The sequence below is a fragment of the Streptomyces sp. NPDC006372 genome (assembly GCF_040612515.1).
Classification (GTDB): Bacteria; Actinomycetota; Actinomycetes; order Streptomycetales; family Streptomycetaceae; genus Streptomyces.
The window spans coordinates 25,926-50,130 of the sequence record NZ_JBEXQJ010000048.1 but is presented as its reverse complement, the minus strand read 5'-3'; the positions used below and the strand labels follow the sequence as shown (position 1 = coordinate 50,130).

Sequence of the window (24,205 nt, the reverse complement as noted above, 5' to 3'; positions counted from 1 at the left end):
GGGCCCCGGTTCCGGAGTGGAACCGGGGCCCTCGCCGTGTCTCAGCCCTTCCAGGCCCGCGCCACCCGGCCGTCCCTCACCTCGAAGTTCAGCCGGCCCACGCGGTACTCCATCGTGATGATCGCCCCCGGCGGCAGCGAGCGCACCGTCGGCCAGCCGCGCTCCCGCGCGAGGTGTTCGGCACGGGCGGCCTCCAGGCCGACATAGGTGTCCGGGCTGTCGTCGGGTTCCGCGGAAGGTGTCGGAATCGGTGCCATGCCGCCACGCTATGTCCTGCCCGGTAAGCGGGGAAGTCCGGGCCGGTAAGCAAGGTCACACAGGCCGGTACTGTCCCCTTCCCGTCCCTCGCCTGTCACGCTTCTGTCACAAGATCACGGCAGGAGTTTCGGGGGCTGTCCGTCACACGGACGAGCGGTTTCGTAGGCCTTCCGCAGGCATTCGATCGTGAATTCCGCGTGTCACGTGAGGCCATGGAAAAGCCCGGCGGAAAGTTCCGGGAGAAGTCACTCCGGACTCCGTTCCATTCCGGCGCCGGAGCCGGTCCGGTGCGGTCGGCGCCGCACAGGAAATGCATGGCTTCGGCCCGAAGAGGCCGGTACGCCCCCTGTCGGACCGCGCGGTGACGCGAGCATCATGACGTGGGCTCGCGGGTACGTGTGGCGCGGGCTTCGGCGGGCCCGGCACGCGATTGAGCGAAGGGGCGAGCGATGGCGACGCAGACAGCACAGGCGACGGCGCGGCCCGTACCGCGGACGAAGCACGGACGGGTGACGGTCGACTGGCTGACGACGACGGACCACAAGAAGATCGGGCACCTCTACCTGATCACCTCGTTCGTGTTCTTCCTGGTCGCCGGTGTGATGGCGCTGCTGATGCGCGCCGAGCTGGCCCGCCCCGGCCTCCAGATCGTCGACAACACCCAGTTCAACCAGCTGTTCACGATGCACGGCACGATCATGCTGCTGCTGTTCGCGACGCCGTCCTTCGCGGGCTTCGCGAACGAGCTGATGCCGTTGCAGATCGGCGCGCCCGACGTCGCCTTCCCGCGGCTGAACATGCTGTCGTACTGGCTGTTCCTGTTCGGCGGGCTGATCGTGCTCGGCTCCCTGCTGGTGCCCTCCGGTCCGGCGGACTTCGGCTGGTTCGCCTACGCCCCGCTCAACAGCGCGGAGCGCACCCCGGGGATCGGGGCCGATCTGTGGATCATGGGGCTGGCGCTGTCCGGCTTCGGCACCATCCTCGGCGCCGTCAATTTCATCACCACGATCATCGGGATGCGCGCCCCGGGCATGACGATGTTCCGGATGCCGATCTTCGTGTGGAACACCCTGTTCACGTCGATCCTGATCCTGATGGCGTTCCCGGTGCTCGCGGCGGCGCTGCTGGTGCTGGAGGCGGACCGGCGGTTCGGCGCGCAGGTCTTCGACGCGGGCAACGGCGGGGCGATCCTGTGGCAGCACCTGTTCTGGTTCTTCGGCCATCCCGAGGTGTACATCATCGCGCTGCCGTTCTTCGGCATCATCACGGAGATCATCCCGGTCTTCAGCCGCAAGCCGATGTTCGGCTACCTGACGCTGGTCGGCGCCACGATGGCGATCACCGGCCTGTCCGTGGTGGTGTGGGCGCACCACATGTTCGCCACGGGCGCGGTGCTCCTGCCGTTCTTCTCCTTCGTGAGCTTCCTGATCGCGGTGCCGACGGGCGTGAAGTTCTTCAACTGGACCGGCACCATGCTCAAGGGCTCGCTGTCGTTCGAGACGCCCATGCTCTGGGCGACGGGCTTCCTGGTGACGTTCCTGTTCGGCGGGCTGACCGGGGTGATCCTTGCGTCGCCCCCGATGGACTTCCACGTGACGGACTCGTACTTCGTGGTCGCGCACTTCCACTACGTCGTCTTCGGCACCGTGGTCTTCGCGATCTTCGCCGGGTTCTACTTCTGGTGGCCGAAGTTCACCGGGAAGATGCTCGACGAACGGCTCGGCAAGATCCAGTTCTGGGCGCTCTTCGTAGGCTTCCACACCACCTTCCTGGTGCAGCACTGGCTGGGCGCCGAGGGCATGCCCCGCCGGTACGCGGACTACCTCGCCGCGGACGGGTTCACCGCGCTCAACACCGTCTCGACGATCGGCGCGTTCCTGCTCGGCATCTCGACGCTGCCGTTCCTCTACAACGTGTGGAAGACCGCCAAGTACGGCGAGAAGGTCGAGTCGGACGATCCCTGGGGCTTCGGCCGCTCCCTGGAGTGGGCGACCTCGTGCCCGCCGCCCCGGCACAACTTCACGACGCTGCCCCGGATCCGGTCGGAGTCGCCGGCCTTCGACCTGCACCATCCGCGGTACGCGGCGGTGACGTCGCAGCCCGAGCCAGAGCGCCATCAAGCCGGTCGCGAGTCCTCCTGACCGCCTCGACCAGCTCCACCGGTTCGAGCACCTCGAACTCGAAGCCCAGCATCACCACGTGGATCACCATCACGTCGAGGCTCCCGGCGCCGCAGCGCAGCAGGCAGCTGTCCGGGCCCTCGGCCTCCAGCACACCGGCGGAGGGCGAGATGTGCGCGGCGGCCTCCTCCAGGGGCGCCAGGAGCCGTACCACCGCGTGGGTGGCGTACACGCGTGTGGAGACGCCCTGGGAGACGTAGGCGGCGAGGTCCTCGGCGGGCGGCTCGCGCGGCACGAAGCGCGGGCCGTGCGGCGGCCGGGGCATGACGCGGTCGGCGCGGAAGGTGCGCCAGTCCGCCCGGTCCAGGTCCCAGGCGACCAGGTACCAGCGGCGTTCGGTGCACACGAGCCGGTGCGGTTCGACGCTGCGCCGGCTGAGGGCGCCGTCGTGTCCGCGGTACTCGAAGCGCAGCCGCTCGGCGTCCCGGCAGAGGTGGGCGAGTTCGGTCAGCACGGCCGGGTCGACGGCGTCGGGCACGGGACCGCGCAGCATCGGCACGGTGAAGGCGTTGAGGGCGCCCACGCGGCGGCGCAGCCGGTTCGGCAGCACCTGTTCCAGTTTGGCGAGAGCCCGGACCGAGGTCTCGCCGATGCCCTCGATGCCCTGCCCGGCGGCCGTGCGCAGCCCGATCGCCACGGCCACAGCCTCGTCGTCGTCCAGGAGCAGCGGCGGCAGTTCGGCGCCCGCGCCCAGCTGGTAGCCGCCGCCCGTGCCGGGGCTGGCGTTGACCGGGTAGCCGAGTCCGCGCAGCCGGTCGACGTCCCGGCGCAGGGTGCGGGCGCTGACGCCGAGCCGCTCCGCCAGGTCGGCGCCGGACCATTCGCGGTGGGCCTGGAGCAGGGAGAGCAGACGCAGCAGGCGGGCCGAGGTCTCCAACATGGGGGCGAGTCTGCCAGCCCTTGCGGACACCTGCTGTCCTCAAGGCGTGTAGGCCAGTTGCGGGACGGTGAAGCAGGTGTGGTTCATGTCCCCCTGGCCGACCCAGCCCCTGCCGTCCTGCCAGCGGGCCACCGACAGGCAGGTCCTCCTGGTCTTCGGCGGCTCCGGGAGCCGTGCGAACTCGACGGGCAGGAGCAGGCCCGCGGCGGTGTACCCCTCGCTGCGGTTCATGAAGGCGTCGACGCACGCGCGGGTGATGCCCGTCCGTACGCAGGACTTCGCGGCGTCCGTGAACCACCGGGCGGCCGCCCATCCCTCCAGCTGCCACTGGGAGTGCGTCTTCAGGTCCTTCGTCGCCTCGCGGAACTCCCGTACGGCCGGGTCGCCGGTGTCCTGGTAGTTGCGGCTGGAGCCAGTCGCCCAGAGGGCGTTGCGGCAGCGCGGGGCGTCCTGGTAGTCCTCGGGGACGGTCGACGTCCAGTTCTGCACGTTGGTCACCTTGGCGGTGACGTGGGCGCCGACCTCGTCCATGGCCCGGCACAGTTGGGCGTTGCCATGGCCGTCGATGGCGTCGAAGACCAGGTCGGCGCCCTGCTCCTTCAGATCGGCCGCGACGGCGCGGAAGTTGGGCAGGGCGAAGTCGACCTGCTCGGTGACGACCTTGTAGCCCTCGGCGCGCAGGCCCCGCTCGACGAGCCGGGCGTAGGCGGCGGAGGCGGACTGGTTGTAGGAGACGACGGCGGCGGTGCGGGCGCCGTGCTCGCGTTCGAAGTAGCGGTAGACCTCGGTGCCGCCGTACAGCTTGCCGTCCCAGCCGGTGGTGCCGGCGCGGGGCGCGAGGCTGCCGTAGATGCCGTAGAGGTGCGGGTAGGTGTCGTAGGCGCTGCCGATGGGCTGGCCGCCGATGTCGGGCACCCGTGCGCGCGAGACACGGGAGGCGCCGGCGTAGTCCAGGACGGTGGTGGCGACCAGGGCGACGACCTTGTCCTCCTCGACCAGCTTGTGCACGCACTCGTTGTCGCCGATGCCGCTGCCGCCGTCGTCGCAGGTGCGCACCTCCACGCGGCGGCCGTCGATGCCGCCGCGCGCGTTGAGCCGGTCGAACCAGGCCCTGGCGCCGTCGCGCGGGCCGGTGAACGCGCTGCCGCCGACGGGGCTGGTGGCGCTGGTGATGATGCCGACCCGCAGGGGCGCCGACTCCCGGGGCGGCGAGGTGCGGTCGTCGTGCTCGAAGTCGCTCTCCGGGAGCCGGCTGCCGCAGGCCGCGCTCAGGGCGAGCAGCAGCACCGCTGCGAGGATCTCAGCAACCCGGGACCGGCGACCCATTACCGCTCATCTGCACCAGCGAGCACAGCGTCTTGACGGACACCTTCCAGGTGCCGTCCTGCTCGACGGATGTCCCGGAGGCGTTCGGCAGAGCGGTGGCGCCCTTCAGGGTGAGCGTGTACGTCACGTCCGCCTCGGTCGCCGAGGTGAACTGGACCTTGGTGACCTTCGCCTCGACCTGACCGCCGCGGGCGTCACCGCTGAAGGCCTTGAGGACCGGTGCCATCCGTTCGCCGTTCTCCAGGACGGCCAGCTTGTCCTCGGTCGAGGTGTTCGGGTCGAAGAACTTCTGCCAGTTCTGCTTGATCTGCGACTCGGCCGCGGCCCGGTCCGCCGGCGCGCTGGCCGGCGCGCTCGTGGTCGGTGTGGGGGGCGTGCTCGTGCTGCCGCCGCCGCTGTCGTCACTGCATGCGGCGAGGACCGGTGCGACGGCCAGGACCAGGGCGGCCGCGATCGCCGTGCCCCGTCCCGCGGCTCGTGGGCCCCGCTTCCCGTTCCCCCGCCTGAGGTCGCTGCCGAGAACCATCTGGCTCACCACCGGGTGTCGGTCCGGGCCATGTGCGCCCGGTGCTTTCAGGGTCAGCTTCCAAGGGGCATAGTGCAAGCGAACGGCGGACTTGAACAGGCAGCCAGACGCGTGCCCGGACAACCGACGTGTGGGAGCCAGCGATGCGGACGAACCGACTGCGGACCGTGCATCCCGTCCTCTGGGCCGGCTGGGCCGCGGTGGCCGCCGGCGCGGTGCTGTGCGTCGTCGGCTGGTACGGCGTCTCCGGGGAACGCTTCGCCGAACGGCAGCTGCCCTACCTCGCCTCCTGCACCATCCCCGGCGCGGCGCTGATCGTCTCCGGGGCGGTGCTGCTGGCCCACGGCCGGGGCTCGATCGCCGCCGCGCGCGTCGAGGAGCTGTACGGCTTGCTGGTCACGGCCGGGCCGGCCGAGGGGGACGGGACCGGGCACGCGGGGCTCGCGCCTCTCGCGGTCAGCGGTGAACTGCTGATGGTGCCGGGCGGCACGCTGTGGCACCGCGCGGACTGTCCGCTGGTGGCGGGCAAGGCGGAGGCGGTTCCGGTGGACTCGGGGCTGGTGGCGAGCGGGGAGCTGGGCCCCTGCCCGATCTGTGAACCCGCCGAAGAGACCGGCTGAGCCCGGCCGATGTCCTCGCTGACCTACGACCTCACCCTGGCCGGCCTGTCGGTCGGCAGTGCGGCGGCGCTGACCGGGATCGGCCTGATCGTGACGTACCGCGCGACCGGCGTGCTGAACTTCGCGCACGGGGCGATCGCGATGGTGTGCGCGTACGGGCTGCGGAGTTGCGTGGTCGAGTGGGGCTGGCCGCTGTGGCTGGGGGCCGCGGTGACGCTGCTGGTGCTGGCGCCGGGGCTGGGTGTCGTCCTGGAACGGTTCGTGTTCCGGCCGCTGGCGGTGCTCGGCGGGGATCCGGCGCAGACGCTGGTGGCGTCCATCGGGGTGTTCGTGCTGCTGGTCGGCGGGGCGGCGCTGCTGTGGGGGCAGGGGGCGCGGGACGACGCCCCGGTGCTGGTGCCGGACGAGCCGTGGGGGCAGTTGGCGGTGGTGCTGGTGCTGGCCACGGGGGTCGCGGCGATCGTGCGCCGGACCCGGTTCGGGCGGGAGCTGCGGGCCGTGGTCGACGACCGGCGGCTCGCGGTGCTGGGCGGCATCGACGCGGACCGGGTAGCGGCGGCGGGCTGGGCGTTCGGCTCGTTCACGGCGGGCCTGACGGGCGTGCTGCTGGCGCCGTACGTGCGGCTCGACCCGTACGGGCTGCCGCTGCTCGTGATGGAGGTCGTGGCGGTCGCGGTGGCCGCGCGGATGCGGAGCCTGTGGGTCGCGGTGGTGGTGGCGCTCGGCATCGGGGTGGCGCAGAGCCAGCTGACGCGGCTGCACCCGTCCGGGTGGGGCGGGGCGCTGCTCCAGACGGCCGGGACGAATCTGTTCGTCGTCGCGCTGCTGGTGGCGGCCCTGGTGCTGCCGGGGGTGGGCGCGCGGGACGCGCTGCCCCGCACGGCCACCGCCCGGGTGCCGACGCCGCCGGGCGCGTGGATCGTCGCGGGTGTGCTGTTCCTGTTGCCGCTGGGTCTGGCGGGCCAGGACCTGCACACGTCGATCCAGGTGCCGGCGCTGGCCGTGATCCTGCTGTCCCTGGTGGTGGTCACCGGCCGGGGCGGACAGATCTCCATGGGGCAGGCGGCGTACGCGGGGCTGGGCGCCCTGTTCACCGCGCTGCTGGCGGCCGGTCGTTTCCCCGGTCTGCCGGACATGCCGGAGCTGCCGGCGCTCGCGGTGTCGGTCGTCCTGGTGGCACCGCTCGGCCTGCTCACCGGCTGGCCGGCGATCGGCCGCCGGGGTCTGGCACTGGCGCTGGCGACGTTCGCGGTCGGCGTGGGGGTGAGCCGCTTCGTCTTCGCCCAGCCGTACGCCACGGCCGGCCTGTCGCTGGACCGGCCGGCGGGCTTCGCCGGGGACCGCGCGTACTACGTCCTGGAGCTTCTGCTGCTGGTGGTCGCGCTGCTGGCGGCACACGCCCTGCGCCGGGGCCGGACGGGCCGGGCCCTCGCGGCCATGCGGGACCACGAGGCGGGGGCGCAGGCGGCGGGGGTCCAGGTGCCGTCGCTCAAGCTGCTCGCCTTCGTCGCGGGCGCCGCGCTGGCCGCGCTGGGCGGCGGCATGCTCGGCATGGGCCTGCGCGCCTTCGACCCGGCCGCGTTCGACCCGGTGCGCAGCCTGCTGTGGTTCGCCGCGGTCGTGGTGCTGGGCGCCGACAGCGCCCTCGGCGCGCTCGCGGCCGCGGCCCTCCTGGTCGGCCTGGACGCGGGCACGCGTGGCGGGGTGGCGGCGGCCCTGATCGGTGTCCTGGCGGTCCTCGTGGGACGTTTCCCCGGCGGACCGTACGAGGCCCTGCGCATGGCGACGGAGCGCCTGCGCCTGTACCGCGCCCCTGCCCTGACACCGGCGGGCATCCGGGCCCGCGGGCTGCTGCGCCCGGCGAGGCCGGGAACACCCCGCACAGCGCCGGTGCCCAGGGGGGCGACGCCGACCCGCGTGGCGCCGGCTGCCAAGGGCGCGGAGGCAGCGGGAGGACACGGAGCGGGCAACGACGAGCTCGCCTCCGGCGCGGACGGGCGGCGCGCGGCTCCCGCCCCCACGGACCGGGAACCGCCGGGGACGACGGAGCGCCCGCCCTCGGGGCCACCGAGTGTCGCCGGGGACGGACCCGTCCGCCGCGGCCCGCCCGCACCTCACGCTCCCCCCGTCCTCACCGCCCGTCATCTGCACGTCCACTACGGCGGCTTCACCGCCCTCGACGGAGTCGGCCTGGCCCTCTCCCCCGGGCGGATCACCGCGGTCGTCGGACCCAACGGGGCCGGGAAGAGCACCCTGTTCCACTGTCTGGCCGGGACGCTGCGGCCCGCCCGCGGGGCGGTGCGCCTCGGTGGGCGGGACATCACCGCACGGCCCGCCCACGCCCGCACCCGGCTGGGGATCGCGCGGACCTTCCAGGAACTGGCCGTCTTCCCGTCGCTGACCGTGGCCGAGAACGTCCGGGTGGGTGCCGAGCAGGGCAGGGTGAGCGATGCCGGGGCCGTGGAGCGGACACTCCGGCTGCTCGGGCTGGACGGGCCGGTACGGGCGCTGCCCGCCGCCGGGCTGCCCACGGGTACGCTGCGCCGCGTCGAACTGGCCCGGGTCCTCGCGGGCGGCCCGCGGGTGCTGCTGCTCGACGAGCCCGCCGCCGGCCTCGACGCCGCCGAAGTGGCCGCCTTGGCCCGAGTGCTGAAGGCCCTGGCCGCCGACGGCACGGCCCTCCTCGTCGTCGAGCACGACCTGGATCTGGTCGCGGGCCTCGCCGACCTCGTGCATGTCATGGCCGAGGGGCGGATCGTGGCCTCGGGGCCGCCCGAGCGGGTCCTGGAGACCCTGGAGAAGGGAGCCGGCCCATGACCGCTCTGGACGCCCAGGGAACAGAAGCCCGCCCGATGCGCGCCTTGGACTCCCGGGAAGCGGACTGCCTCTCGACGAGCGCTCTTGACTCCCCGGGAACGCCAGGACCGCCCGATGCGGGTCCGGCAGTGGAAGGCCGGCCGACGAGCACCCTGGACGCCCCGATGAACGGGGCCTGCCGATGACGACCGTCTCCCTGCGCCACGCGCGCGTGCGCTACGGCCCCCTGGAGGCCCTGCACGGCATCACCCTCGCCGCCCCCGGCCCGGGCCTCACCGTGCTGCTGGGCCGCAACGGCTCCGGCCGCAGCACCGCCCTGCGCGCACTCGCGGGCAGCGTGCCCCTGTCGGGCGGCGCCGTGGTCTGGGACGGGGCCGACGTGACCCGGGTGCCGGCGTACGAACGGGCCCGGCGCGGAATGTGCCTGGTGCCGGAGCGGCAGGCCGTGTTCGGCTCGCTCACCGTGCGCGAGAACCTCGGCCTCGCCGCCCCGGACCACGCCCCGGCACTCGACGCCTACCCGCAGCTGAGGCCCCTGCTGGAGCGGCGCGCCGGGACCCTCTCCGGTGGGGAGCAGCGCATGCTCGCCCTGTCCCGGGCCCTGCTGGCACGCGCGCGCGTGGTCCTCGTCGACGAGCCCGCCCAGGGCATGTCACCCGCGGTCGCGGCCCGCACGTACGAGCTGCTGGACGCGCTCGGCGCCTGTGTGGTGATCGCCGAGCAACGGCTGCCGGCCGCCCTGCGCGACCGGCACGCGCTCGTCTACGAACTGCGCCGCGGAGCCGTCGTGTTCGCCGGGGAGACGAGCGAGCTCCGGCACTGAACCGGATGCCGAGGCCCCGTCCGGTCGGCCGACCGGACGGGGCCCGTGTCCCGGCGAGGGGGAGCAGCGGCTCAGAGTTCGAGGCGCAGGCCGGGCACGATCACGTCGGGATCGCCGCCGATGGCGGCCTCGTTGGCGGTGTAGAGGCGCTGCCAGGTGATCCCGTGCCGGGCGGCGATGCCGCTCAGCGTGTCGCCCTGGCGGACGGTGTAGTCGCCGCGTGAGGAGCCGCGGTCGGCGTGTTCCGTGGTGCGCGCCGGTGCCTTCGAGGGCTTCGCCGGTGCGGACTTCGTGGTGGTGACCGGGTCGGCGGAAGCCGCGGGTGCGCCGCCGCTCGCCCCGGCGCGTGCCGAGCAGACGGGCCAGGCGCCCCACCCCTGGGCGCGCTGGACCTTGGTGGCGACGGCGATCTGCTGGGACCTGCTCGCCCGGTCGGCGGTGGCCGCGTAGGCCGTGCCGCCGTAGGCGCTCCAGGTGGAGGCGGCGAACTGCAGTCCGCCGTAGTAGCCGTTGCCGGTGTTGATGTGCCAGTTGCCGCCGCTCTCGCACTGGGCGATGCGGTCCCACACTCCGCTGTCAGCCGCCGCGGCGTTTCCGGTCGCGGCCAGCAGTCCGAGGGGCGCGAGCAGTGCCGCCCCGGCGAGGACCGCCGTCGTACGAACCTGGTTCTTCCGAGCGTTGTCGCGAGTGGTGTCGGCACATTCGGACATGTAGTTCCCTCTCGAAGCACTCGAGGTCCCCCAAGACCGGGCGCCGCCCTCCGCGCCATGGGACGCGTGGGCCGCGCTCGCCCCGTCCGCTGGTGTGGTGCTGTGCGCGGTTCCGGAGAACCGTGCGGCCGGCGGACGTACCCGAGCGGTGCTCGTTGCACACGGCGGAGGAATGTATGGAAGGTGACGGGCCGACAGCAACCAGTCGCCGGTCAGGGCAGGCCAGTTCACCGATACCTCTGGTAACGGCAATTTCCGGACACCCACTTCATTCGTGGATTTCCGGATTTGTCGACCAACCCGCCCGCCGATCTGTGACCCACTTCACCACTCCAACGTCCTTTACAAATCGGGTAGTTGACCGTGAGTGCCCGATTCCGTGCCCAGCGTGACCCTGCGCGCTGGATGGTTCGATTCCGTTCGCCGTAAGGCGTGACTCCCGCCACAGATCGCCCGTTGTCTTCTTCATGAGCCGGGGCCGACCCGGACCACGGGCCGGGAGCCACCCGGCCTCGCCACGCACCGCATCCCCGAGGGAGTCACCCGTGCCGCGCATGCTCGACGTCAGCGACGAGGTACGCGCCGAGATCGGCGACGAAGAAGCCGACCGCCTGCTCGCCGGAGAGACCGCCCCGGGCAGTTACGACTGCACGTCCTGCCGCACTCCGGGCGACTCCGAGCAGGAGCGCACCAGCACCGTCCTCTTCATCGGGGACGAGACCGCCGTCCTCGCCTTCGCCCACGCCGGCTGCCTGCCCTCCCAGGTCGTGCAGGTCACGGAGGAGCAGCTGCGGGGCGCCGTGAAGTCCATCACCGGAGACACCGTCGACCTGGAGCCCGACAAGGTGGCGCCCGAGCAGGCGGTGCTCGGTGTGACCAGCGGACTCGTCCTGATCGGCGGGGAGTTGCACCCGGCCCTGGTGGTGGAGCCGACCGTGCCCATCGCCCGGCCCGGTACGTCCGGCGAGGACGGCGACGAATTCCTGCCGCTCCTCATCGAGCAGGGCTTCATGCCCCTGACCGAGCTGTCCGCCGTACCGCCCGTGCTGCACGGCTGGTCCGTGCTGCTCGCCGTGGGCCAGCTGCACGCGGTGCTCCAGCCGGGCCAGAACGGCGGCCGGCCGGTCGCCTGGTGGCAGGCGCACCAGCCGCTCCAGGTCACCGAGGGCTGGCGCGCGGCCGCCAACAAGCACCAGCAGGTGCTGATGTTCGCCGCGCCCGTCGGCTCCATCGGCCGCCAGCCGCGCGAGGACCTGCTGCGGGACGCCCTGGACAAGGCGGCGGCGAACGGAAGGCTGGTCGCCGCGGCGCTGCCGCTGGCCGGTACCTGAGCCGCGGATCACCCAGGCGGTCCGCATCCCGGCGAAAGCGGCATCCGGGCCGCATCCCCTGACCCGCGGGGTCGTTTGGACATACGTGCACGCATACGACGTTCCCCGCCGCCAGTCCTACTCGTCGATCCCCTCCGCGCGATCGGCTCAGGACACCCAGGGCGGCCCATCGGCCACGCCGATCTACGACGCTCTCTACGCCGAGTACGTCAAGTCCTTCCGCGCACTGCCCGGCGACCGCAGTGGCGAGGAGAAGCTGGGCTTCACCGCCTTCGGGAACATCCCGCACGGTACGGGCTCGTACAGCCATACCCACAGCAGCTCGTACAGTGCGTACAGCGCGGGAGCCCAGAGCGCCCGCCATGCCGCCGGCCAGCAGTCGCACTGGCAGCGCGTCGGCCCCGTCTCGCACGGCACGGGGATGCACCACGTGCCCGCCCCACTGCCACCGGTACGACGCGGCGGCGTCTGAGCGAGCACCGGACAGCGGAAAGGGCGGCCCCCGACGGAGGCCGCCCTTTCCGCTGTTCTCCTGCTGCTTCCCGCTACTTCCTCTTCGCGCCGCGCTTCTCGCGCACGCGCACCGAGATGTGGATCGGCGTGCCCTCGAAGCCGAACTCCTCGCGCAGGCGGCGCTCGATGAAGCGCCGGTAGCCCGCCTCGATGAAGCCGGAGGCGAACAGCACGAACCGCGGCGGCTTGGTGCCCGCCTGCGTGCCGAACAGGATGCGCGGCTGCTTGCCGCCCCGGACCGGGTGCGGGTGGGCCGCGACCAGCTCACCGAGGAAGGCGTTCAGCCGGCCGGTCGGTACCCGGGTCTCCCAGCCCGCCAGGGCCGTCTCGATCGCCGGGACCAGCTTCTCCATGTGCCGCCCGGTGCGCGCCGAGACGTTCACCCGCGGCGCCCACGCCACCTGGCCGAGCTCCGTCTCGATCTCCCGCTCCAGGTAGTAGCGGCGCTCCTCGTCGAGGGTGTCCCACTTGTTGTACGCGAGGACGATGGCGCGGCCCGCCTCGACGGCCATGGTGACGATGCGCTGGTCCTGCACGGAGATCGACTCGGACGCGTCGATCAGGATGACCGCCACCTCCGCCTTCTCCACCGCCGCCGCCGTACGCAGCGAGGCGTAGTAGTCGGCGCCCTGCTGGAGGTGGACGCGCTTGCGGATGCCGGCCGTGTCGACGAACTTCCAGGTGACGCCGCCGAGTTCGATCAGCTCGTCGACCGGGTCACGGGTGGTGCCCGCCAGCTCGTTGACGACGACGCGCTCCTCGTTAGCGACCTTGTTGAGGAGCGAGGACTTGCCCACGTTCGGGCGGCCGATGAGGGCGATGCGCCGGGGGCCGCCGATGCCGCCCCCGCCGAAGGTCTCGCGCGGCGCCTCGGGCAGCACCTCGAGGACCTGGTCGAGCATGTCGCCGGTGCCGCGGCCGTGCAGCGCCGAGACCGGGTACGGCTCCCCCAGGCCCAGGGACCACAGGTAGGCGGCGTCGGCCTCGCCGCTCGGGCCGTCCACCTTGTTGGCGCACAGCACGACCGGCTTGCCTGCCTTGCGCAGCAGCCGTACGACGGCCTCGTCGGTGTCGGTGGCGCCGACCTTGGCGTCGACGACGAAGACGACCGCGTCCGCGGCGTCGATGGCGTACTCGGCCTGGGCGGCGACGGAGGCGTCGATGCCGAGGACGTCCTGCTCCCAGCCGCCGGTGTCGACGACCTTGAAGCGGCGGCCCGCCCACTCGGCCTCGTACGTCACACGGTCCCGGGTGACACCGGGCTTGTCCTCGACGACGGCCTCGCGGCGCCCGATGATGCGGTTCACCAGAGTCGACTTGCCGACATTGGGGCGGCCGACCACGGCGAGGACGGGCAGCGGGCCGTGCCCGGCCGCCTCGATCGCACCTTCGACGTCCTCGAGGTCGAAGCCCTCCTCCACGGCGAGCTCCATGAACTCCGCGTACTCGGCGTCGCCGAGCGCCCCGTGGTCGTGCTCGTGCGCGCCCGCGGAGGCGTCCGAGCCGTCGGGCTGGATGTGGTCGTTCATGAAGTCCGTACCTCGTAGTTCATCGTGGTGGTCGGTGGAGTACCCGCGGTGTCCCGGGCTGATCCACTACTCAGTGTTGCCTAGGGGGCTGCTGATGGATCTCCGCGGCGTCGCGACGCCCGGCACGCACTCTCGCCGCACCGGACGACAGGCCTAGTAGCTCCGCTACGAGGCCTCCCGCCCGGCACGCCGAGAGCACGCACCGAACGCCGCTCCTTCTTCCACGGAGATCCATCAGCAGCCCCCTCGCCCGGTGAAGCGCCTGGCGTTTTCCAGGTGGGCGGCGAGCTGCTTCTGGATGCGCCCGGTCGCCTCGTCCAGGGCCGTGCGTGTCCGCCGCCCGCTGCCGTCGCCCGCCTCGAAGGGCTCGCCGAAGACGACGTCGACACGGGAGCGCAGCGGGGGCAGCCCCTTTATCAACCGTCCGGCCCGGTCTGTGCTTCCCAGCACGGCGACCGGCACGATCGGGGCGCCGCTGCGCACCGCGAAGTAGGCGAGCCCAGCGCGCAGCGAGGCGAAGTCGCCCTCGCCCCGGGTGCCCTCGGGGAAGATGCCCAGCACGCCGCCTTTCTCCAGGACGCCGAGCGCCCGGGTGATCGCCGTGCGGTCGGTGGTGTCGCGGTCCACCTTCAGCTGGCCGATGCCGGTCAGGAACGGGTCGAGGGGGCCGACGAACGCCTCCTTCTTGATCAGGAAGTGTGTCGGCCGGGGCGCCACGCCCATGACCATCGGGCCGTCGATGTTGTGGGAGTGGTTGACCGCGAGGATCACCGGGCCGTGCGTGGGCACCTTCCAGGCGCCGAGCACGCGCGGCTTCCACAGCCCGTACATCAGGCCGACGCCGATGCGCCGCCCGACATCGGCGCTGCGCGCCGAAGGCACCTCGGTCACTTCCCGGCCCGCTTCTCCTCGACGAGGGTGACGACACACTCGATGACCTGGGCCAGCGTGAGCTCGGTGGTGTCCACCTCGACCGCGTCGCCCGCCTTGGCGAGCGGCGAGGTCTTGCGGCTGGAGTCGGCCGCGTCCCGCTTGATCAGGGCCTCGCGGGTGCTGTGGACGTCGGAGCCCTTCAGCTCACCGCTGCGGCGGGCGGCACGCGCCTCCGGGGAGGCCGTGAGGAAGATCTTCAGGTCGGCGTCCGGCAGCACGGTCGTGCCGATGTCACGGCCCTCGACCACGATGCCTTGCTCGGCGGAGGCGGCGATCGTGCGCTGCAGCTCGGTGATCCGGGCGCGCACCTCGGGCACCGCGCTGACCGCGCTGACCTTGGAGGTGACCTCCTGGGTACGGATCGGGCCGGCCACGTCGACGCCGTCGACGGCGATGGTGGGGGCCTGCGGGTCGGTGCCGGAGACGATCTCGGGCTTACCGGCCGCGGCGGCGATCGCGGCCGGGTCGTCGATGTCGATGCCGTTGCTCACCATCCACCAGGTGATCGCCCGGTACTGGGCGCCGGTGTCCAGGTAGCTCAGCCCGAGCTGCGCCGCCACGGCCTTCGAGGTGCTCGACTTGCCCGTGCCGGACGGGCCGTCGATGGCGACAATCACTGGCGTGGCGCTTTCCACAGTGGGGACCTTCCTGAAACCGGGTCGGCGGGGGTGAGGGCGCGACTGCCCCGCACAAGGTTACTGGGTTCGCGTCACTCGTCCGGCCGCGCGTCGGCCGACCGCCCGCGGCGGGCGTCACTGCCTGAGCGCCCAGCCCCGCTCCCGCAGCGCGGCGGTCAGCACGGGCGCGGCCTTGGGCTCGACCATCAACTGCACCAGACCGGCCTGTTGCCCCGTCGCGTGTTCGATCCGTACGTCCTCGATGTTGACCCCGGCCATCCCCGCGTCCGCGAAGATCCGGGCCAGCTGTCCCGGCTGGTCGTCGATCAGGACGGCCACGACCTCGTAGGCCCGCGGCGCGGAGCCGTGCTTGCCGGGGACGCGGACCTGGCCGGCGTTGCCGCGCCGCAGGACGTCCTCGATACCGGTGGTGCCGGCGCTGCGTTTGTGGTCGTCGGAGGACTGGAGGGCGCGCAGGGCCTGCACGGTCTCCTCCAGGTCGGCGGCGACGTCCGTGAGCAGGTCGGCGACCGGCCCGGGGTTCGCGGAGAGGATGTCGATCCACATCCGGGGGTCGGAGGCGGCGATCCGGGTCACGTCCCGGATGCCCTGCCCGCACAGCCGTACGGCGGCCTCCTCCGCGTGCTCCAGGCGCGCGGCGACCAGGCTGGAGACCAGGTGGGGCATGTGGGAGACCAGGGCGACGGCACGGTCGTGGGCGTCGGCGTCCATCACCACCGGCACGGCACGGCAGTGCGAGACCAGCTCCAGGGCGAGGTTCAGCACCTCGGTGTCGGTGTCCCGGGTCGGGGTCAGCACCCAGGGGCGGCCCTCGAAGAGATCGCCGGTGGCGGCGAGCGGGCCGGACTTCTCGCGGCCCGACATGGGGTGCGTGCCGATGTAGGCGGACAGGTCGAGACCGCGTGCCTCCAGCTCGCGGCGCGGCCCGCCCTTGACGCTGGCGACGTCGAGGTAGCCGCGCGCCGCACCGCGGCTCATGACGTCGGCGAGCACGTCCGCCACGTGCGCGGGCGGGGCGGCGACGATCGCCAGGTCCACGGGTCCGTCCGGCGCCTCGTCCGTCCCGGCACCGAGCGCGGCCGCCGTACGGGCCTGCTCCGGGTCGGGGTCGGCGAGGTGCACGGTGACGCCCCGCTGGGACAGGGCGAGCGCCGCGGACGTGCCGATGAGCCCGGTGCCGATGACGAGTGCGGTCCTCACTGGGCGATGTCCTTGCGCAGGGCGGCGGCGGAGCCGAGGTAGACGTGGGCGATGTCGGCCCGGGGCCGGTCCGACTCGATGTGCGCGAGGACCCGGACGACCCGCGGCATGGCGCCCTCGATGTCCAGTTCCTGGGCGCAGATCAGCGGTACGTCGACGATGCCGAGCTTGCGCGCGGCGGCCGCCGGGAAGTCGCTGTGCAGGTCGGGCGTGGCCGTGAACCAGATGCTGATCAGGTCGTCGGCGGTGAGGTCGTTGCGCTCCAGGATGGCTGTGAGCAGGGCTCCGACCTGCTCGTCCATGTGCCCGGCCTCGTCCTGTTCGAGTTGGACGGCGCCCCGGACCGCTCGTACCGCCACGGCGATGCTCCTTGCTCACGTGCCTGTCGCTCTACGTCCGTCCAGCCTAGTCAGCCCGTGTGGGCGGGATGTACGACGCCCACCCGATGAGACACCGGGATTGCCGTTCCTTGGGTATTTTCGAACTCGGAATGCGGAAACTTCCGGTTTGACCTTCTTCGGCGTCTTCGGAGTGACGACATGACCCACGAGACCACGCGCCGCACGATTCTCCTCGCGACGGGCGCGACCGGCGCGGCGGCGTTCGTCGCGGCCTGCGGCGGAGGCGGCGGCGACAGCGGCTCCACGTCGACGAGCTCCCCCACCGACACGGGGGCGACGAGCGCCCAGGGCGGTCAGGAGCTGGCCACCACCGACGAGATCCCGGTCGGCGGCGGCAAGATCTTCGCGGAACAGAAGGTCGTGGTGACCCAGCCGGAGCAGGGCCGGTTCAAGGCCTTCTCGGCGATCTGCACCCACCAGCACTGCACGGTGGGGTCCGTCTCCGACGGCACGATCAACTGCCCCTGTCACGGCAGCAGGTTCCGTGTCGCCGACGGCTCGGTGGCCCATGGTCCGGCGACCCGGCCGCTGCCCGCCGAGCAGATCACCGTGGAGGGAAACTCGGTTCGCCTGACGTGAGGGTCCGCGTACGCTCCCGGTCATGCAGCCCGAGACCCTGGTGCGCGAACACACCGTCTACGCCTGCGTGATGGGCTCGCGCGCCTTCGGCCTGGCGACCGACGGCAGCGACACCGACCGCCGTGGCGTCTTCCTCGCTCCCACACCGCTGTTCTGGCGCTTCGACAAGCCGCCGACGCACGTCGAGGGCCCGGCCGACGAGCAGTTCAGCTGGGAACTGGAGCGCTTCTGCGAGCTGGCTCTGCGCGCCAACCCCAACATCCTGGAGTGCCTGCACTCCCCGCTGGTGGAGTACGCCGACGACACCGGCCGCGAGCTGCTCGCCCTGCGGGAGGCGTTCCTCTCCCGCAGGGTCCACGAGACGTTCACCCGGTACGCGCACGGCCAGCGCCGCAAGCTGGACGCCGACGTCCGCGCCCACGGTGCCCCGCGCTGGAAGCACGCGATGCACCTGCTGCGCCTGCTGATCAGCGCCCGCGACCTGCTGCGCACGGGCACGCTCACGGTCGACGTCGGCGACCACCGGGAGCCGCTGCTCGCGGTGAAGCGGGGCGAGGTGCCTTGGTCCGGGATCGATTCCTGGATGACGCGCCTGGAGCGGGAGACGGAGCGGGCCGCCCGGGACAGCCCCCTGCCGGCGGAACCGGACCGGCGGCGCGTGGAGGACTTCCTCACCCGCGCCCGCCGCGCCTCGGCCCTCCGGCCGGCCGCCTGATCAGGCGTCCCAGAGGGCCCCGAGTGTCACCAGGTCGCTCCGGTACTCGACCCGGTCGGCCCACTCGCCCGGCCAGGCCTCCGCGCCCAGGTACGCGCCGGCGAACGCGCCCGTCAGACAGGCGATCGAGTCCGAGTCACCGGCCGTGCAGGAGGCCCGCCGCAGGGCGGTCACCGGCTCGTCGGCGAAGAGCAGGAAGCACAGCAGCCCGGTCGCCAGGGCCTCCTCGGCGATCCAGCCCTCCCCCGTGGCCTGGCACGGATCGGTCTCGGGCGAGGGGGTGCGTACGGCGTGCTCGAGCCGGTCGAGGATCGCCAGGCATTCGTCCCAGCCGCGCGCGATGAACTGCTCGGGGCTCGGGTCCTGCGCCCTGCGCCACAGATCGCCCAGCCAGCGCTCGTGGTAGTGGCTGCGGTTCTCCCGGGCATAGGAGCGCAGCAGACCGATCAGCCCGGCCGGTTCGGCGCCCTGCGCGAGCAGCCGTACGGCGTGCGCGGTGAGGTCGGACGCGGCGAGTGCGGTGGGATGCCCATGGGTGAGGCCCGACTGCAACTGGGCGGCACCCGCGCGCTGTTCGTCGCTCAGGCCCTGGATCAGGCCCAGGGGGGCGACGCGCATGTTGGCGCCGCAGCCCTTGGAGTGGATCTGGCTGGCGTCCTGCCAGGGGCGGTCCTCGTGCTTCAGGACCGCACAGGCCTTCAGACAGGTGCGGCCCGGAGCCCGGTTGTTCTGCGGCGACTGGTACCAGTCGACGAACTCCTCGCGCACCGGCCGCTCCATCCGCCTCGGCGTGAGCAGACCGCGGTCCATCGCCGTCCGCAACCCCCGCCCGAGGGCCAGCGTCATCTGCGTGTCGTCACTGACGATCGCCGGTGTCGGCAGCGTGAGCTCCCGCCATGATCCGTGCTTGGCCAGGATCGACGACACGCTGTCGAACTCGGTCGGATACCCCAACGCGTCCCCCAGCGCGAGGCCCGTGAGCGCTCCCGTAGCCGCTTGTTTATGGACAAGCATGGTCATGTCAGGCATCCTCCCGTTTCCCCGCACCCTCCGGAGGGTGCGGGGCCTCACAGCACTCGGCCCGTCGGAGTGGCGCCCAGGGCCTGTCGTTTGGATCATGCCGGCGTCGCGGGGTGTGGCACGCACATCTGCCGCGTTGTCGTCGGTTGTCGACGCTCCGCGTCGCCGCCCTCCTCCGCCTTGCAGCTGCACGCACCACACCCCGCTCGGGTCGGCCGATAGGCACAGGCCCTCTCAGCCGACCTGATCCAAACGACAGGCCCTAGAGGTCGACTTCCTGCATCAGCATGCCCACCTCGGTGTTGGACAGCCGCCGCAGCCAGCCCGACTTCTGGTCGCCCAGGGTGATCGGCCCGAAGGCGACCCGGACCAGCTTGTCGACGGGGAAGCCGGCCTCCGCGAGCATCCGGCGCACGATGTGCTTGCGGCCCTCGTGCAGGGTGACCTCGACGAGGTAGTTCTTGCCGGTCTGCTGGACGACCCGGAAGTGGTCCGCGCGCGCGTAGCCGTCCTCCAGCTGGATGCCGTCCTTGAGCTGCTTGCCCAGGTCGCGCGGGATGGGGCCGACGATGTGCGCGAGGTAGGTCTTCTTCACGCCGTACTTCGGGTGGGTCAGCCGGTGGGCCAGCTCGCCGTGGTTGGTGAGCAGGATGACGCCCTCGGTCTCGGTGTCGAGCCGGCCGACGTGGAAGAGACGGGTCTCGCGGTTGGTGACGTAGTCACCGAGGCACTGGCGGCCCTCCGGGTCCTCCATCGTCGACACGACACCGGCGGGCTTGTTCAGCGAGAAGAACTGGTAGCTCTGCGTGGCGACGGTCAGCCCGTCGACCTTGATCTCGTCCTTCTCCGGGTCGACCCGCCGCCCCTGCTCCAGGACGATCTCGCCGTTGATCTCGACGCGGGCCTCCTCGATCAGCTCCTCGCAGGCGCGCCGGGAGCCGAAGCCCGCGCGTGCGAGGACCTTCTGGAGCCGCTCGCCCTCCTGCTCGGCGCCGGGGAAGGTCTTCGGGAGCTTGACCTCCTTCTTCCCGGCGTACCGGTCGCGGTTGCGCTCCTCGACCTGCGCCTCGTACTCGCGGGGGCGCGCCGGGGCGCTCCGCCCCTGCTTCCGGGGCTGCTTGGGGCCGCCCTTGGCGCCACCGCGCGCGGCACCACCGCGCCCGGCCTTGGGGCCGTCCTTCGTCGCCCCGGGGCCCACGTCGTAGCGGCGCTCCTCGGGGCGGGGCTTGCGGGGGCGGTCCTGCCCCTGCTTCTGGTCCCTGTTGTTACCGGCACCGCGGTGGTTACCGCGTCCGCCGCTCTTGCCGCTGCCGCTGCTTCGCATCAAATGTCCGTCTGGTCGTCTTCGTCGTCGGTACCCGGGTGAACCGGGCGGCCCGGCACGTCGTCGTCAGGCGCGTCCGGGTCGAACGACGGTACGCCCTCCTGGGTCTCGGCCTCGATCGCCTCCGCCTCCGGGAGGAAGGGCGCGAGCTCCGGGAGCTCGTCCAGACCGCGCAGGCCCATCCGCTCCAGGAAGTAGTTCGTCGTCCTGTACAGGATCGCACCTGTTTCGGGTTCCGTGCCCGCCTCCTCGATCAGCCCGCGCTGGAGGAGGGTGCGCATGACGCCGTCGCAGTTCACTCCGCGCACGGCCGAGACCCGGCTCCGGCTGACCGGCTGCCGGTAGGCGACGACGGCCAGCGTCTCCAGGGCGGCCTGGGTGAGGCGGGCCTGCTGGCCGTCCAGAACGAAGCGCTCGACGGCGGGCGCGAACTCGGCGCGGGTGTAGAACCGCCAGCCGTTCGCGACGAACCGCAGTTCGAAGCCGCGTCTCTGGACGGTGTACTCGTCGGCCAGCTCCCGCAGGGCGTCCGCGATCTGCCGGCGCGGCCGGTCGAGGATCTTCGCGAGGTGTTCCTCGGTCGCGGGTTCGTCCACCACCATGAGGACGGCCTCCAGAGCGGGCTTGAGGTCGAGGTCGGCCACGGCACGCAGGCCGGCCGGAAGCTCCCTGGTTTCCTCACTCACTCCTTCTTCTCCTCCTTCGGCGGCTCGGGCGGCCGGTCGAACTCGTCGGTGACGGTCGGCGTCTCGTCCCCGTCCCCGCCGGTCCACCGCACGAGCAGTTCCCCGAGCGCGGCCTCCTGCTCCAGCGCCACGGCCTTCTCGCGGTAGAGCTCCAGCAGGGCGAGGAAGCGGGCGACGACCGTCAGGGTGTCGTCGGTGTCCTTGACGAGCGTCCGGAAACTGGCCTCGCCGAGCTCCCTGAGCCGGGCGATGACGATCCCGGCCTGCTCCTGCACACTGACCAGCGGGGCGTGGATGTGGTCGACGTACACCTGCGGCTTGGGCCTGGGCTGCATCGCCTTCACGGCGAGCTTGGCGAACCCCTCCGCGCCGATGCTGATGACGACCTCGGGCAGCAGCTCGGCGTGCTCGGGTTCGAGCCCGACGGTACGGGGGTAGCGCCGGGCCTCGTCGTCGAGGCGCCCGTTGAAGATGTCGGCGATCCGCTTGTAGGCCCGGTACTGGAGCAGCCGGGCGAAGAGCAGGTCCCGGGCCTCGAGCAGCGCGAGGTCGGCCTCGTCCTCCACCTCGGCGGCGGGCAGCAGCCGTGCCGCCTTCAGATCCAGCAGGGTGGCCGCGACGACGAGGAACTCGGTCGTCTCGTCCAGGTCCCAGTCCGGGCCCAGCGCCCGGATGTACGCCATGAACTCGTCGGTCACCTTGGACAAGGCGACCTCGGTGACGTCCAGCTTGTGCCGGGAGATCAGCTGGAGCAGCAGGTCGAAGGGCCCTTCGAAGTTCGAGAGCCGGACCTTGAAGACCCCGCCGTCGGCGCCACCGTCGTCTGCCGACTCCGGTGTGCCGCCCCCGGACTCGCGCCCCGCCTCCGTTACGCCGGATTCGGTGACCGGTTCCCGCACGCCGGCCGGAACCACGACCGGAAGCTCCTCGACAGCGACGGCCGAACCCGCCGGACCGGCTGACTCCGGCTGCCCGGCCACCGGAGCCACAGCGATCGTCTCGGCCACGGCCCGGTCGCCCGGCGTCGTCCACTCGCCCGGCTCAACCGGCTCAACCGGCTCAACCGGCTCAACCGGCTCAACCGCCGGAGGCTTTCCCCGGTCGGAACTCGGAGCACCCGGCCCCCGCCCCAACGCACGACGGCGGCCGGACGGGCCGGTGGGTGGTGGAGAGGCGTTCGAGGTCATGGCCCCCGCAGGCTATCGCTACCGCCCGCGCAGCCGTCGTACGAGGATGCTGGCGTCTCCGCGGGTCTCCAGGTCGGCGAGGACCACGGCGACCGCCTCGCGGACGATGCGGCCGCGGTCGACGGCCAGGCCGTGCTCACCGCGGAGCACTAGACGGGCGTGCTCCAGGTCCATGAGCTCCTCGGCCGACACGTACACCGTGATCTTCTCGTCATGCCGCTCACGGCCGCTGGGACGGCGTGAGGCCGACCTCCCGCGCTTGCGCGGCGCCGCGGCGGCACCGGCGGCAGAACCTTCCTGCGCCGCCTGCCGGCGGGCGGAGCCGGAGCGCTCGGCGCCCCGGCTGCGGGACTCCCCGGCCTCGGCCGGCTCCGCGTCCGCCGCGACGTGCTCCGCGCCCTCACCGTCACCGCCCTGCGCGGGCACCGACTGCGGTGCGTCCTCCGCAGCCACCGCGTCGCCCTCCCCCGCGGGAGCGGGCACCCGGGCCTCGCCGTTCACCTGGCGCCTGGGCGTGGACGACTGCAGCCCCATTCCCCCTGTCGTTCGGAAGAGTTCGTCGGCCCCCGGCAGACTCACTCGGCGTGACACCGGGCGAGCACCTCCCTGGCGAGCTGACGGTAGGCGGCGGCGCCGACGGAGTTGGAGGCGTACGTGGTGATCGGCTCACCGGCGACGGTGGTCTCCGGGAAGCGGACCGTACGCCCGATGACCGTGTGGTAGACGTGGTCGTCGAACGCCTCGACGACCCGCGCGAGGACCTCACGGCTGTGCACCGTGCGCGAGTCGTACATCGTGGCCAGGATCCCGTCGAGTTCCAGCTCGGGGTTGAGCCGTTCCTGGACCTTCTCGATGGTCTCCGTCAGCAGGGCCACACCGCGCAGCGCGAAGAACTCGCACTCCAGCGGCACGATCACCTTGTGCGCGGCCGTCAGGGCGTTGACCGTGAGCAGACCGAGCGAGGGCTGGCAGTCGATGACGATGAAGTCGTAGTCGTCCAGCAGCGGCTTCAGGGCGCGCTGGAGCGTCGACTCGCGGGCGACCTCGGAGACGAGCTGGACCTCGGCCGCCGACAGGTCGATGTTGCTGGGCAGCAGGTCCATGTTGGGGACCGCCGTCTTCAGCAGCACCTCGTCGGCCGCCATCCCCCGCTCCATGAGCAGGTTGTAGACGGTGAGGTCGAGTTCCATCGGGTTGACGCCGAGTCCGACCGACAGCGCGCCCTGCGGGTCGAAGTCCACGAGCAGGACCCGGCGTCCGTACTCCGCGAGCGCGGCACCCAGGTTGATGGTCGACGTCGTCTTGCCGACGCCGCCCTTCTGGTTGCACATCGCGATGATCTTCGCGGGCCCGTGGTCGCCCAGCGGGCCCGGGATCGGGAAGTACGGCAGCGGACGCCCGGTCGGACCGATACGCTCCCGGCGCTGTCTGGCCGCGTCGGGCGCGAGAGTGGCCGCGTACTCGGGGTCGGGCTCGTACTCCGCGTCGGGGTCGTAGAAGTGCCCCTCGGGCAGTTCGTCGTAGTCGGCGAAGTGGTTGTGGGGCGCGCCACTTCCGTCGCCGGCCATGGCGTTCACGTGATGGCCATCCATCTTCTGGTGTGCAGTGTGAGTCGTCTGCTGACTCTGGTGGGCTGCGAAGGTGCGCACAGCGACGGAGCCGACAGCCGCGAACCCCGCGGGCGCCTGGTCCCGTGCAGGCATTCCTGGTTGGCCACCCCCGGGAGTAAATGTCGACTCATTCACAAGTCGTCTTACCTCCTTGGTGACCAGGAAACTTCTAGACAGGTCAGCGTGGCACCATGCCGACGGTTGGCGACTCTATGGCGTGTCGGGCGTCCGCAGCAACACAATCCGCCGGACCCGGCCCGATGTGTCGGCAATGAAACATCCCGCTGTCAAGGGCGTACGGCCGTCGCACGGCAGGTTTCACCGGTGTGCGAATCGGTTGAAGGGTTACGTTCGAGGCGAGTTGCTCGAGAACCGCGAAGTGACCATACACACATCCGG

The 24,205-nt window shown here is 72.0% G+C and carries 23 protein-coding genes and 1 pseudogene; 8 read left to right on the top strand and 16 right to left on the bottom strand.

The genetic code is table 11. From position 1 onward, the window contains the following. Positions 1-41: 41 nt before the first annotated feature. Positions 42-257 (bottom strand): I78 family peptidase inhibitor, encoded by a 216-nt coding sequence (locus ABZ016_RS39170; RefSeq protein WP_356921531.1) that lies wholly within the window; start codon positions 255-257, stop codon positions 42-44. A gap of 450 nt (positions 258-707) precedes the next feature. Here ABZ016_RS39170 and ctaD point away from each other — a divergent pair. Next, positions 708-2,234, top strand: a pseudogene (gene ctaD / locus ABZ016_RS39165) (cytochrome c oxidase subunit I); the annotation flags it as partial. Between the two features lie 43 nt (positions 2,235-2,277). On the opposite strand, the gene ABZ016_RS39160 reads toward ctaD, so the two are convergent. From ABZ016_RS39160 to ABZ016_RS39150, 3 genes are read right to left on the bottom strand one after another with little or no spacing between them, the layout of a single operon-like run. Next, a complete protein-coding gene (locus tag ABZ016_RS39160) occupies positions 2,278-3,318 on the bottom strand; it encodes a YafY family protein (protein ID WP_356921530.1) in 1,041 nt (346 codons plus the stop codon). A gap of 39 nt (positions 3,319-3,357) precedes the next feature. Next, complete coding sequence (locus tag ABZ016_RS39155; protein ID WP_356921529.1) at positions 3,358-4,644, bottom strand: ABC transporter substrate-binding protein; 1,287 nt, start codon at positions 4,642-4,644, stop codon at positions 3,358-3,360. Further along, positions 4,619-5,170 (bottom strand): hypothetical protein, encoded by a 552-nt coding sequence (locus tag ABZ016_RS39150; RefSeq protein WP_356921528.1) that lies wholly within the window; start codon positions 5,168-5,170, stop codon positions 4,619-4,621. Before ABZ016_RS39150 ends, ABZ016_RS39155 begins: the two co-directional genes overlap by 26 nt. A gap of 143 nt (positions 5,171-5,313) precedes the next feature. Here ABZ016_RS39150 and ABZ016_RS39145 point away from each other — a divergent pair, with 143 nt between their 5' ends. The 3 genes from ABZ016_RS39145 to ABZ016_RS39135 all read left to right on the top strand — a co-directional run bounded on the left by ABZ016_RS39145 (position 5,314) and on the right by ABZ016_RS39135 (position 9,430). Next, positions 5,314-5,790: a hypothetical protein gene (locus tag ABZ016_RS39145; RefSeq protein ID WP_356921527.1), complete on the top strand. Its 477-nt coding sequence runs from the start codon at positions 5,314-5,316 to the stop codon at positions 5,788-5,790. A 9-nt stretch (positions 5,791-5,799) separates the two neighbouring features. Then, positions 5,800-8,607, top strand: a complete 2,808-nt coding sequence (locus ABZ016_RS39140) for an ATP-binding cassette domain-containing protein (RefSeq protein ID WP_356921526.1) — start codon at positions 5,800-5,802, stop codon at positions 8,605-8,607. 181 nt (positions 8,608-8,788) lie between these two features. Continuing rightward, the gene (locus tag ABZ016_RS39135) at positions 8,789-9,430 is read left to right on the top strand and encodes an ATP-binding cassette domain-containing protein (RefSeq protein WP_356921525.1); all 642 of its coding nucleotides are present in this window, start codon (positions 8,789-8,791) and stop codon (positions 9,428-9,430) included. Positions 9,431-9,501: 71 nt separating this feature from the next. Here ABZ016_RS39135 and ABZ016_RS39130 read toward each other — a convergent pair whose 3' ends face one another. Next, positions 9,502-10,140 (bottom strand): transglycosylase family protein, encoded by a 639-nt coding sequence (locus ABZ016_RS39130; RefSeq protein ID WP_356921524.1) that lies wholly within the window; start codon positions 10,138-10,140, stop codon positions 9,502-9,504. A 545-nt stretch (positions 10,141-10,685) separates the two neighbouring features. On the opposite strand from ABZ016_RS39130, the gene ABZ016_RS39125 reads away from it, so the two are divergent. Next, positions 10,686-11,471 (top strand): hypothetical protein, encoded by a 786-nt coding sequence (locus ABZ016_RS39125; RefSeq protein ID WP_356921523.1) that lies wholly within the window; start codon positions 10,686-10,688, stop codon positions 11,469-11,471. Positions 11,472-11,556: 85 nt separating this feature from the next. Then, complete coding sequence (locus ABZ016_RS39120; RefSeq protein ID WP_356921522.1) at positions 11,557-11,943, top strand: hypothetical protein; 387 nt, start codon at positions 11,557-11,559, stop codon at positions 11,941-11,943. A gap of 73 nt (positions 11,944-12,016) precedes the next feature. Here the strand turns inward: ABZ016_RS39120 and der are convergent, their stop codons facing one another. From der to aroH, 5 genes are all read right to left on the bottom strand, one after another. Beyond that, positions 12,017-13,513 carry a ribosome biogenesis GTPase Der gene (der, locus tag ABZ016_RS39115; RefSeq protein WP_356921521.1) on the bottom strand — a complete coding sequence of 499 codons (1,497 nt, stop codon included), beginning with the start codon at positions 13,511-13,513 and terminating at the stop codon, positions 12,017-12,019. Positions 13,514-13,747: 234 nt separating this feature from the next. Continuing rightward, the gene (locus ABZ016_RS39110; protein ID WP_356921520.1) at positions 13,748-14,404 is read right to left on the bottom strand and encodes a lysophospholipid acyltransferase family protein; all 657 of its coding nucleotides are present in this window, start codon (positions 14,402-14,404) and stop codon (positions 13,748-13,750) included. Next, on the bottom strand, positions 14,401-15,081 hold the full coding sequence (gene cmk / locus ABZ016_RS39105) for a (d)CMP kinase (protein ID WP_356921519.1): 681 nt from the start codon (positions 15,079-15,081) through the stop codon (positions 14,401-14,403). The genes ABZ016_RS39110 and cmk overlap by 4 nt, the downstream gene beginning before the upstream one ends. A 117-nt stretch (positions 15,082-15,198) precedes the next feature. Continuing rightward, complete coding sequence (locus tag ABZ016_RS39100) at positions 15,199-16,284, bottom strand: prephenate dehydrogenase (protein ID WP_356921518.1); 1,086 nt, start codon at positions 16,282-16,284, stop codon at positions 15,199-15,201. After that, on the bottom strand, positions 16,281-16,643 hold the full coding sequence (gene aroH / locus ABZ016_RS39095) for a chorismate mutase (protein ID WP_356921517.1): 363 nt from the start codon (positions 16,641-16,643) through the stop codon (positions 16,281-16,283). Before aroH ends, ABZ016_RS39100 begins: the two co-directional genes overlap by 4 nt. A 180-nt stretch (positions 16,644-16,823) precedes the next feature. Here aroH and ABZ016_RS39090 point away from each other — a divergent pair, with 180 nt between their 5' ends. Both ABZ016_RS39090 and ABZ016_RS39085 read left to right on the top strand, forming a co-directional pair. Continuing rightward, complete coding sequence (locus ABZ016_RS39090; RefSeq protein ID WP_356921516.1) at positions 16,824-17,264, top strand: Rieske (2Fe-2S) protein; 441 nt, start codon at positions 16,824-16,826, stop codon at positions 17,262-17,264. A 22-nt stretch (positions 17,265-17,286) separates the two neighbouring features. Next, positions 17,287-17,979: a nucleotidyltransferase domain-containing protein gene (locus ABZ016_RS39085; RefSeq protein ID WP_356921515.1), complete on the top strand. Its 693-nt coding sequence runs from the start codon at positions 17,287-17,289 to the stop codon at positions 17,977-17,979. Here the strand turns inward: ABZ016_RS39085 and ABZ016_RS39080 are convergent, their stop codons facing one another. The 6 genes from ABZ016_RS39080 to ABZ016_RS39055 form a co-directional block, all read right to left on the bottom strand. Further along, entirely contained in the window at positions 17,980-18,999 is a 1,020-nt protein-coding gene (locus ABZ016_RS39080; RefSeq protein ID WP_356921514.1) for an ADP-ribosylglycohydrolase family protein, read from the bottom strand. Positions 19,000-19,261: 262 nt separating this feature from the next. After that, on the bottom strand, positions 19,262-20,323 hold the full coding sequence (locus ABZ016_RS39075; protein ID WP_356921513.1) for a pseudouridine synthase: 1,062 nt from the start codon (positions 20,321-20,323) through the stop codon (positions 19,262-19,264). Further along, a complete protein-coding gene (gene scpB / locus ABZ016_RS39070; protein WP_356921512.1) occupies positions 20,323-21,009 on the bottom strand; it encodes an SMC-Scp complex subunit ScpB in 687 nt (228 codons plus the stop codon). Before scpB ends, ABZ016_RS39075 begins: the two co-directional genes overlap by 1 nt. Then, on the bottom strand, positions 21,006-22,196 hold the full coding sequence (locus ABZ016_RS39065) for a segregation/condensation protein A (protein ID WP_356921511.1): 1,191 nt from the start codon (positions 22,194-22,196) through the stop codon (positions 21,006-21,008). Before ABZ016_RS39065 ends, scpB begins: the two co-directional genes overlap by 4 nt. Positions 22,197-22,214: 18 nt before the next feature. Continuing rightward, a complete protein-coding gene (locus tag ABZ016_RS39060) occupies positions 22,215-22,787 on the bottom strand; it encodes a hypothetical protein (RefSeq protein ID WP_356921510.1) in 573 nt (190 codons plus the stop codon). Next, positions 22,772-23,899 (bottom strand): ParA family protein, encoded by a 1,128-nt coding sequence (locus tag ABZ016_RS39055; RefSeq protein WP_078506824.1) that lies wholly within the window; start codon positions 23,897-23,899, stop codon positions 22,772-22,774. The genes ABZ016_RS39060 and ABZ016_RS39055 overlap by 16 nt, the downstream gene beginning before the upstream one ends. Positions 23,900-24,205 lie beyond the last annotated feature (306 nt).

Coding starts and splice junctions, on each gene's coding strand:
- ABZ016_RS39170 (WP_356921531.1), bottom strand. CDS start 257: ATGGCACCGATTCCGACACCTTCCGCGGAACCCGACGACAGCCCGGAC.
- ABZ016_RS39160 (WP_356921530.1), bottom strand. CDS start 3,318: ATGTTGGAGACCTCGGCCCGCCTGCTGCGTCTGCTCTCCCTGCTCCAG.
- ABZ016_RS39155 (WP_356921529.1), bottom strand. CDS start 4,644: ATGGGTCGCCGGTCCCGGGTTGCTGAGATCCTCGCAGCGGTGCTGCTG.
- ABZ016_RS39150 (WP_356921528.1), bottom strand. CDS start 5,170: ATGGTTCTCGGCAGCGACCTCAGGCGGGGGAACGGGAAGCGGGGCCCA.
- ABZ016_RS39145 (WP_356921527.1), top strand. CDS start 5,314: ATGCGGACGAACCGACTGCGGACCGTGCATCCCGTCCTCTGGGCCGGC.
- ABZ016_RS39140 (WP_356921526.1), top strand. CDS start 5,800: ATGTCCTCGCTGACCTACGACCTCACCCTGGCCGGCCTGTCGGTCGGC.
- ABZ016_RS39135 (WP_356921525.1), top strand. CDS start 8,789: ATGACGACCGTCTCCCTGCGCCACGCGCGCGTGCGCTACGGCCCCCTG.
- ABZ016_RS39130 (WP_356921524.1), bottom strand. CDS start 10,140: ATGTCCGAATGTGCCGACACCACTCGCGACAACGCTCGGAAGAACCAG.
- der (WP_356921521.1), bottom strand. CDS start 13,513: ATGAACGACCACATCCAGCCCGACGGCTCGGACGCCTCCGCGGGCGCG.
- ABZ016_RS39090 (WP_356921516.1), top strand. CDS start 16,824: ATGACCCACGAGACCACGCGCCGCACGATTCTCCTCGCGACGGGCGCG.
- ABZ016_RS39085 (WP_356921515.1), top strand. CDS start 17,287: ATGCAGCCCGAGACCCTGGTGCGCGAACACACCGTCTACGCCTGCGTG.
- ABZ016_RS39080 (WP_356921514.1), bottom strand. CDS start 18,999: ATGACCATGCTTGTCCATAAACAAGCGGCTACGGGAGCGCTCACGGGC.
- ABZ016_RS39075 (WP_356921513.1), bottom strand. CDS start 20,323: ATGCGAAGCAGCGGCAGCGGCAAGAGCGGCGGACGCGGTAACCACCGC.
- ABZ016_RS39065 (WP_356921511.1), bottom strand. CDS start 22,196: ATGACCTCGAACGCCTCTCCACCACCCACCGGCCCGTCCGGCCGCCGT.
- ABZ016_RS39055 (WP_078506824.1), bottom strand. CDS start 23,899: ATGCCTGCACGGGACCAGGCGCCCGCGGGGTTCGCGGCTGTCGGCTCC.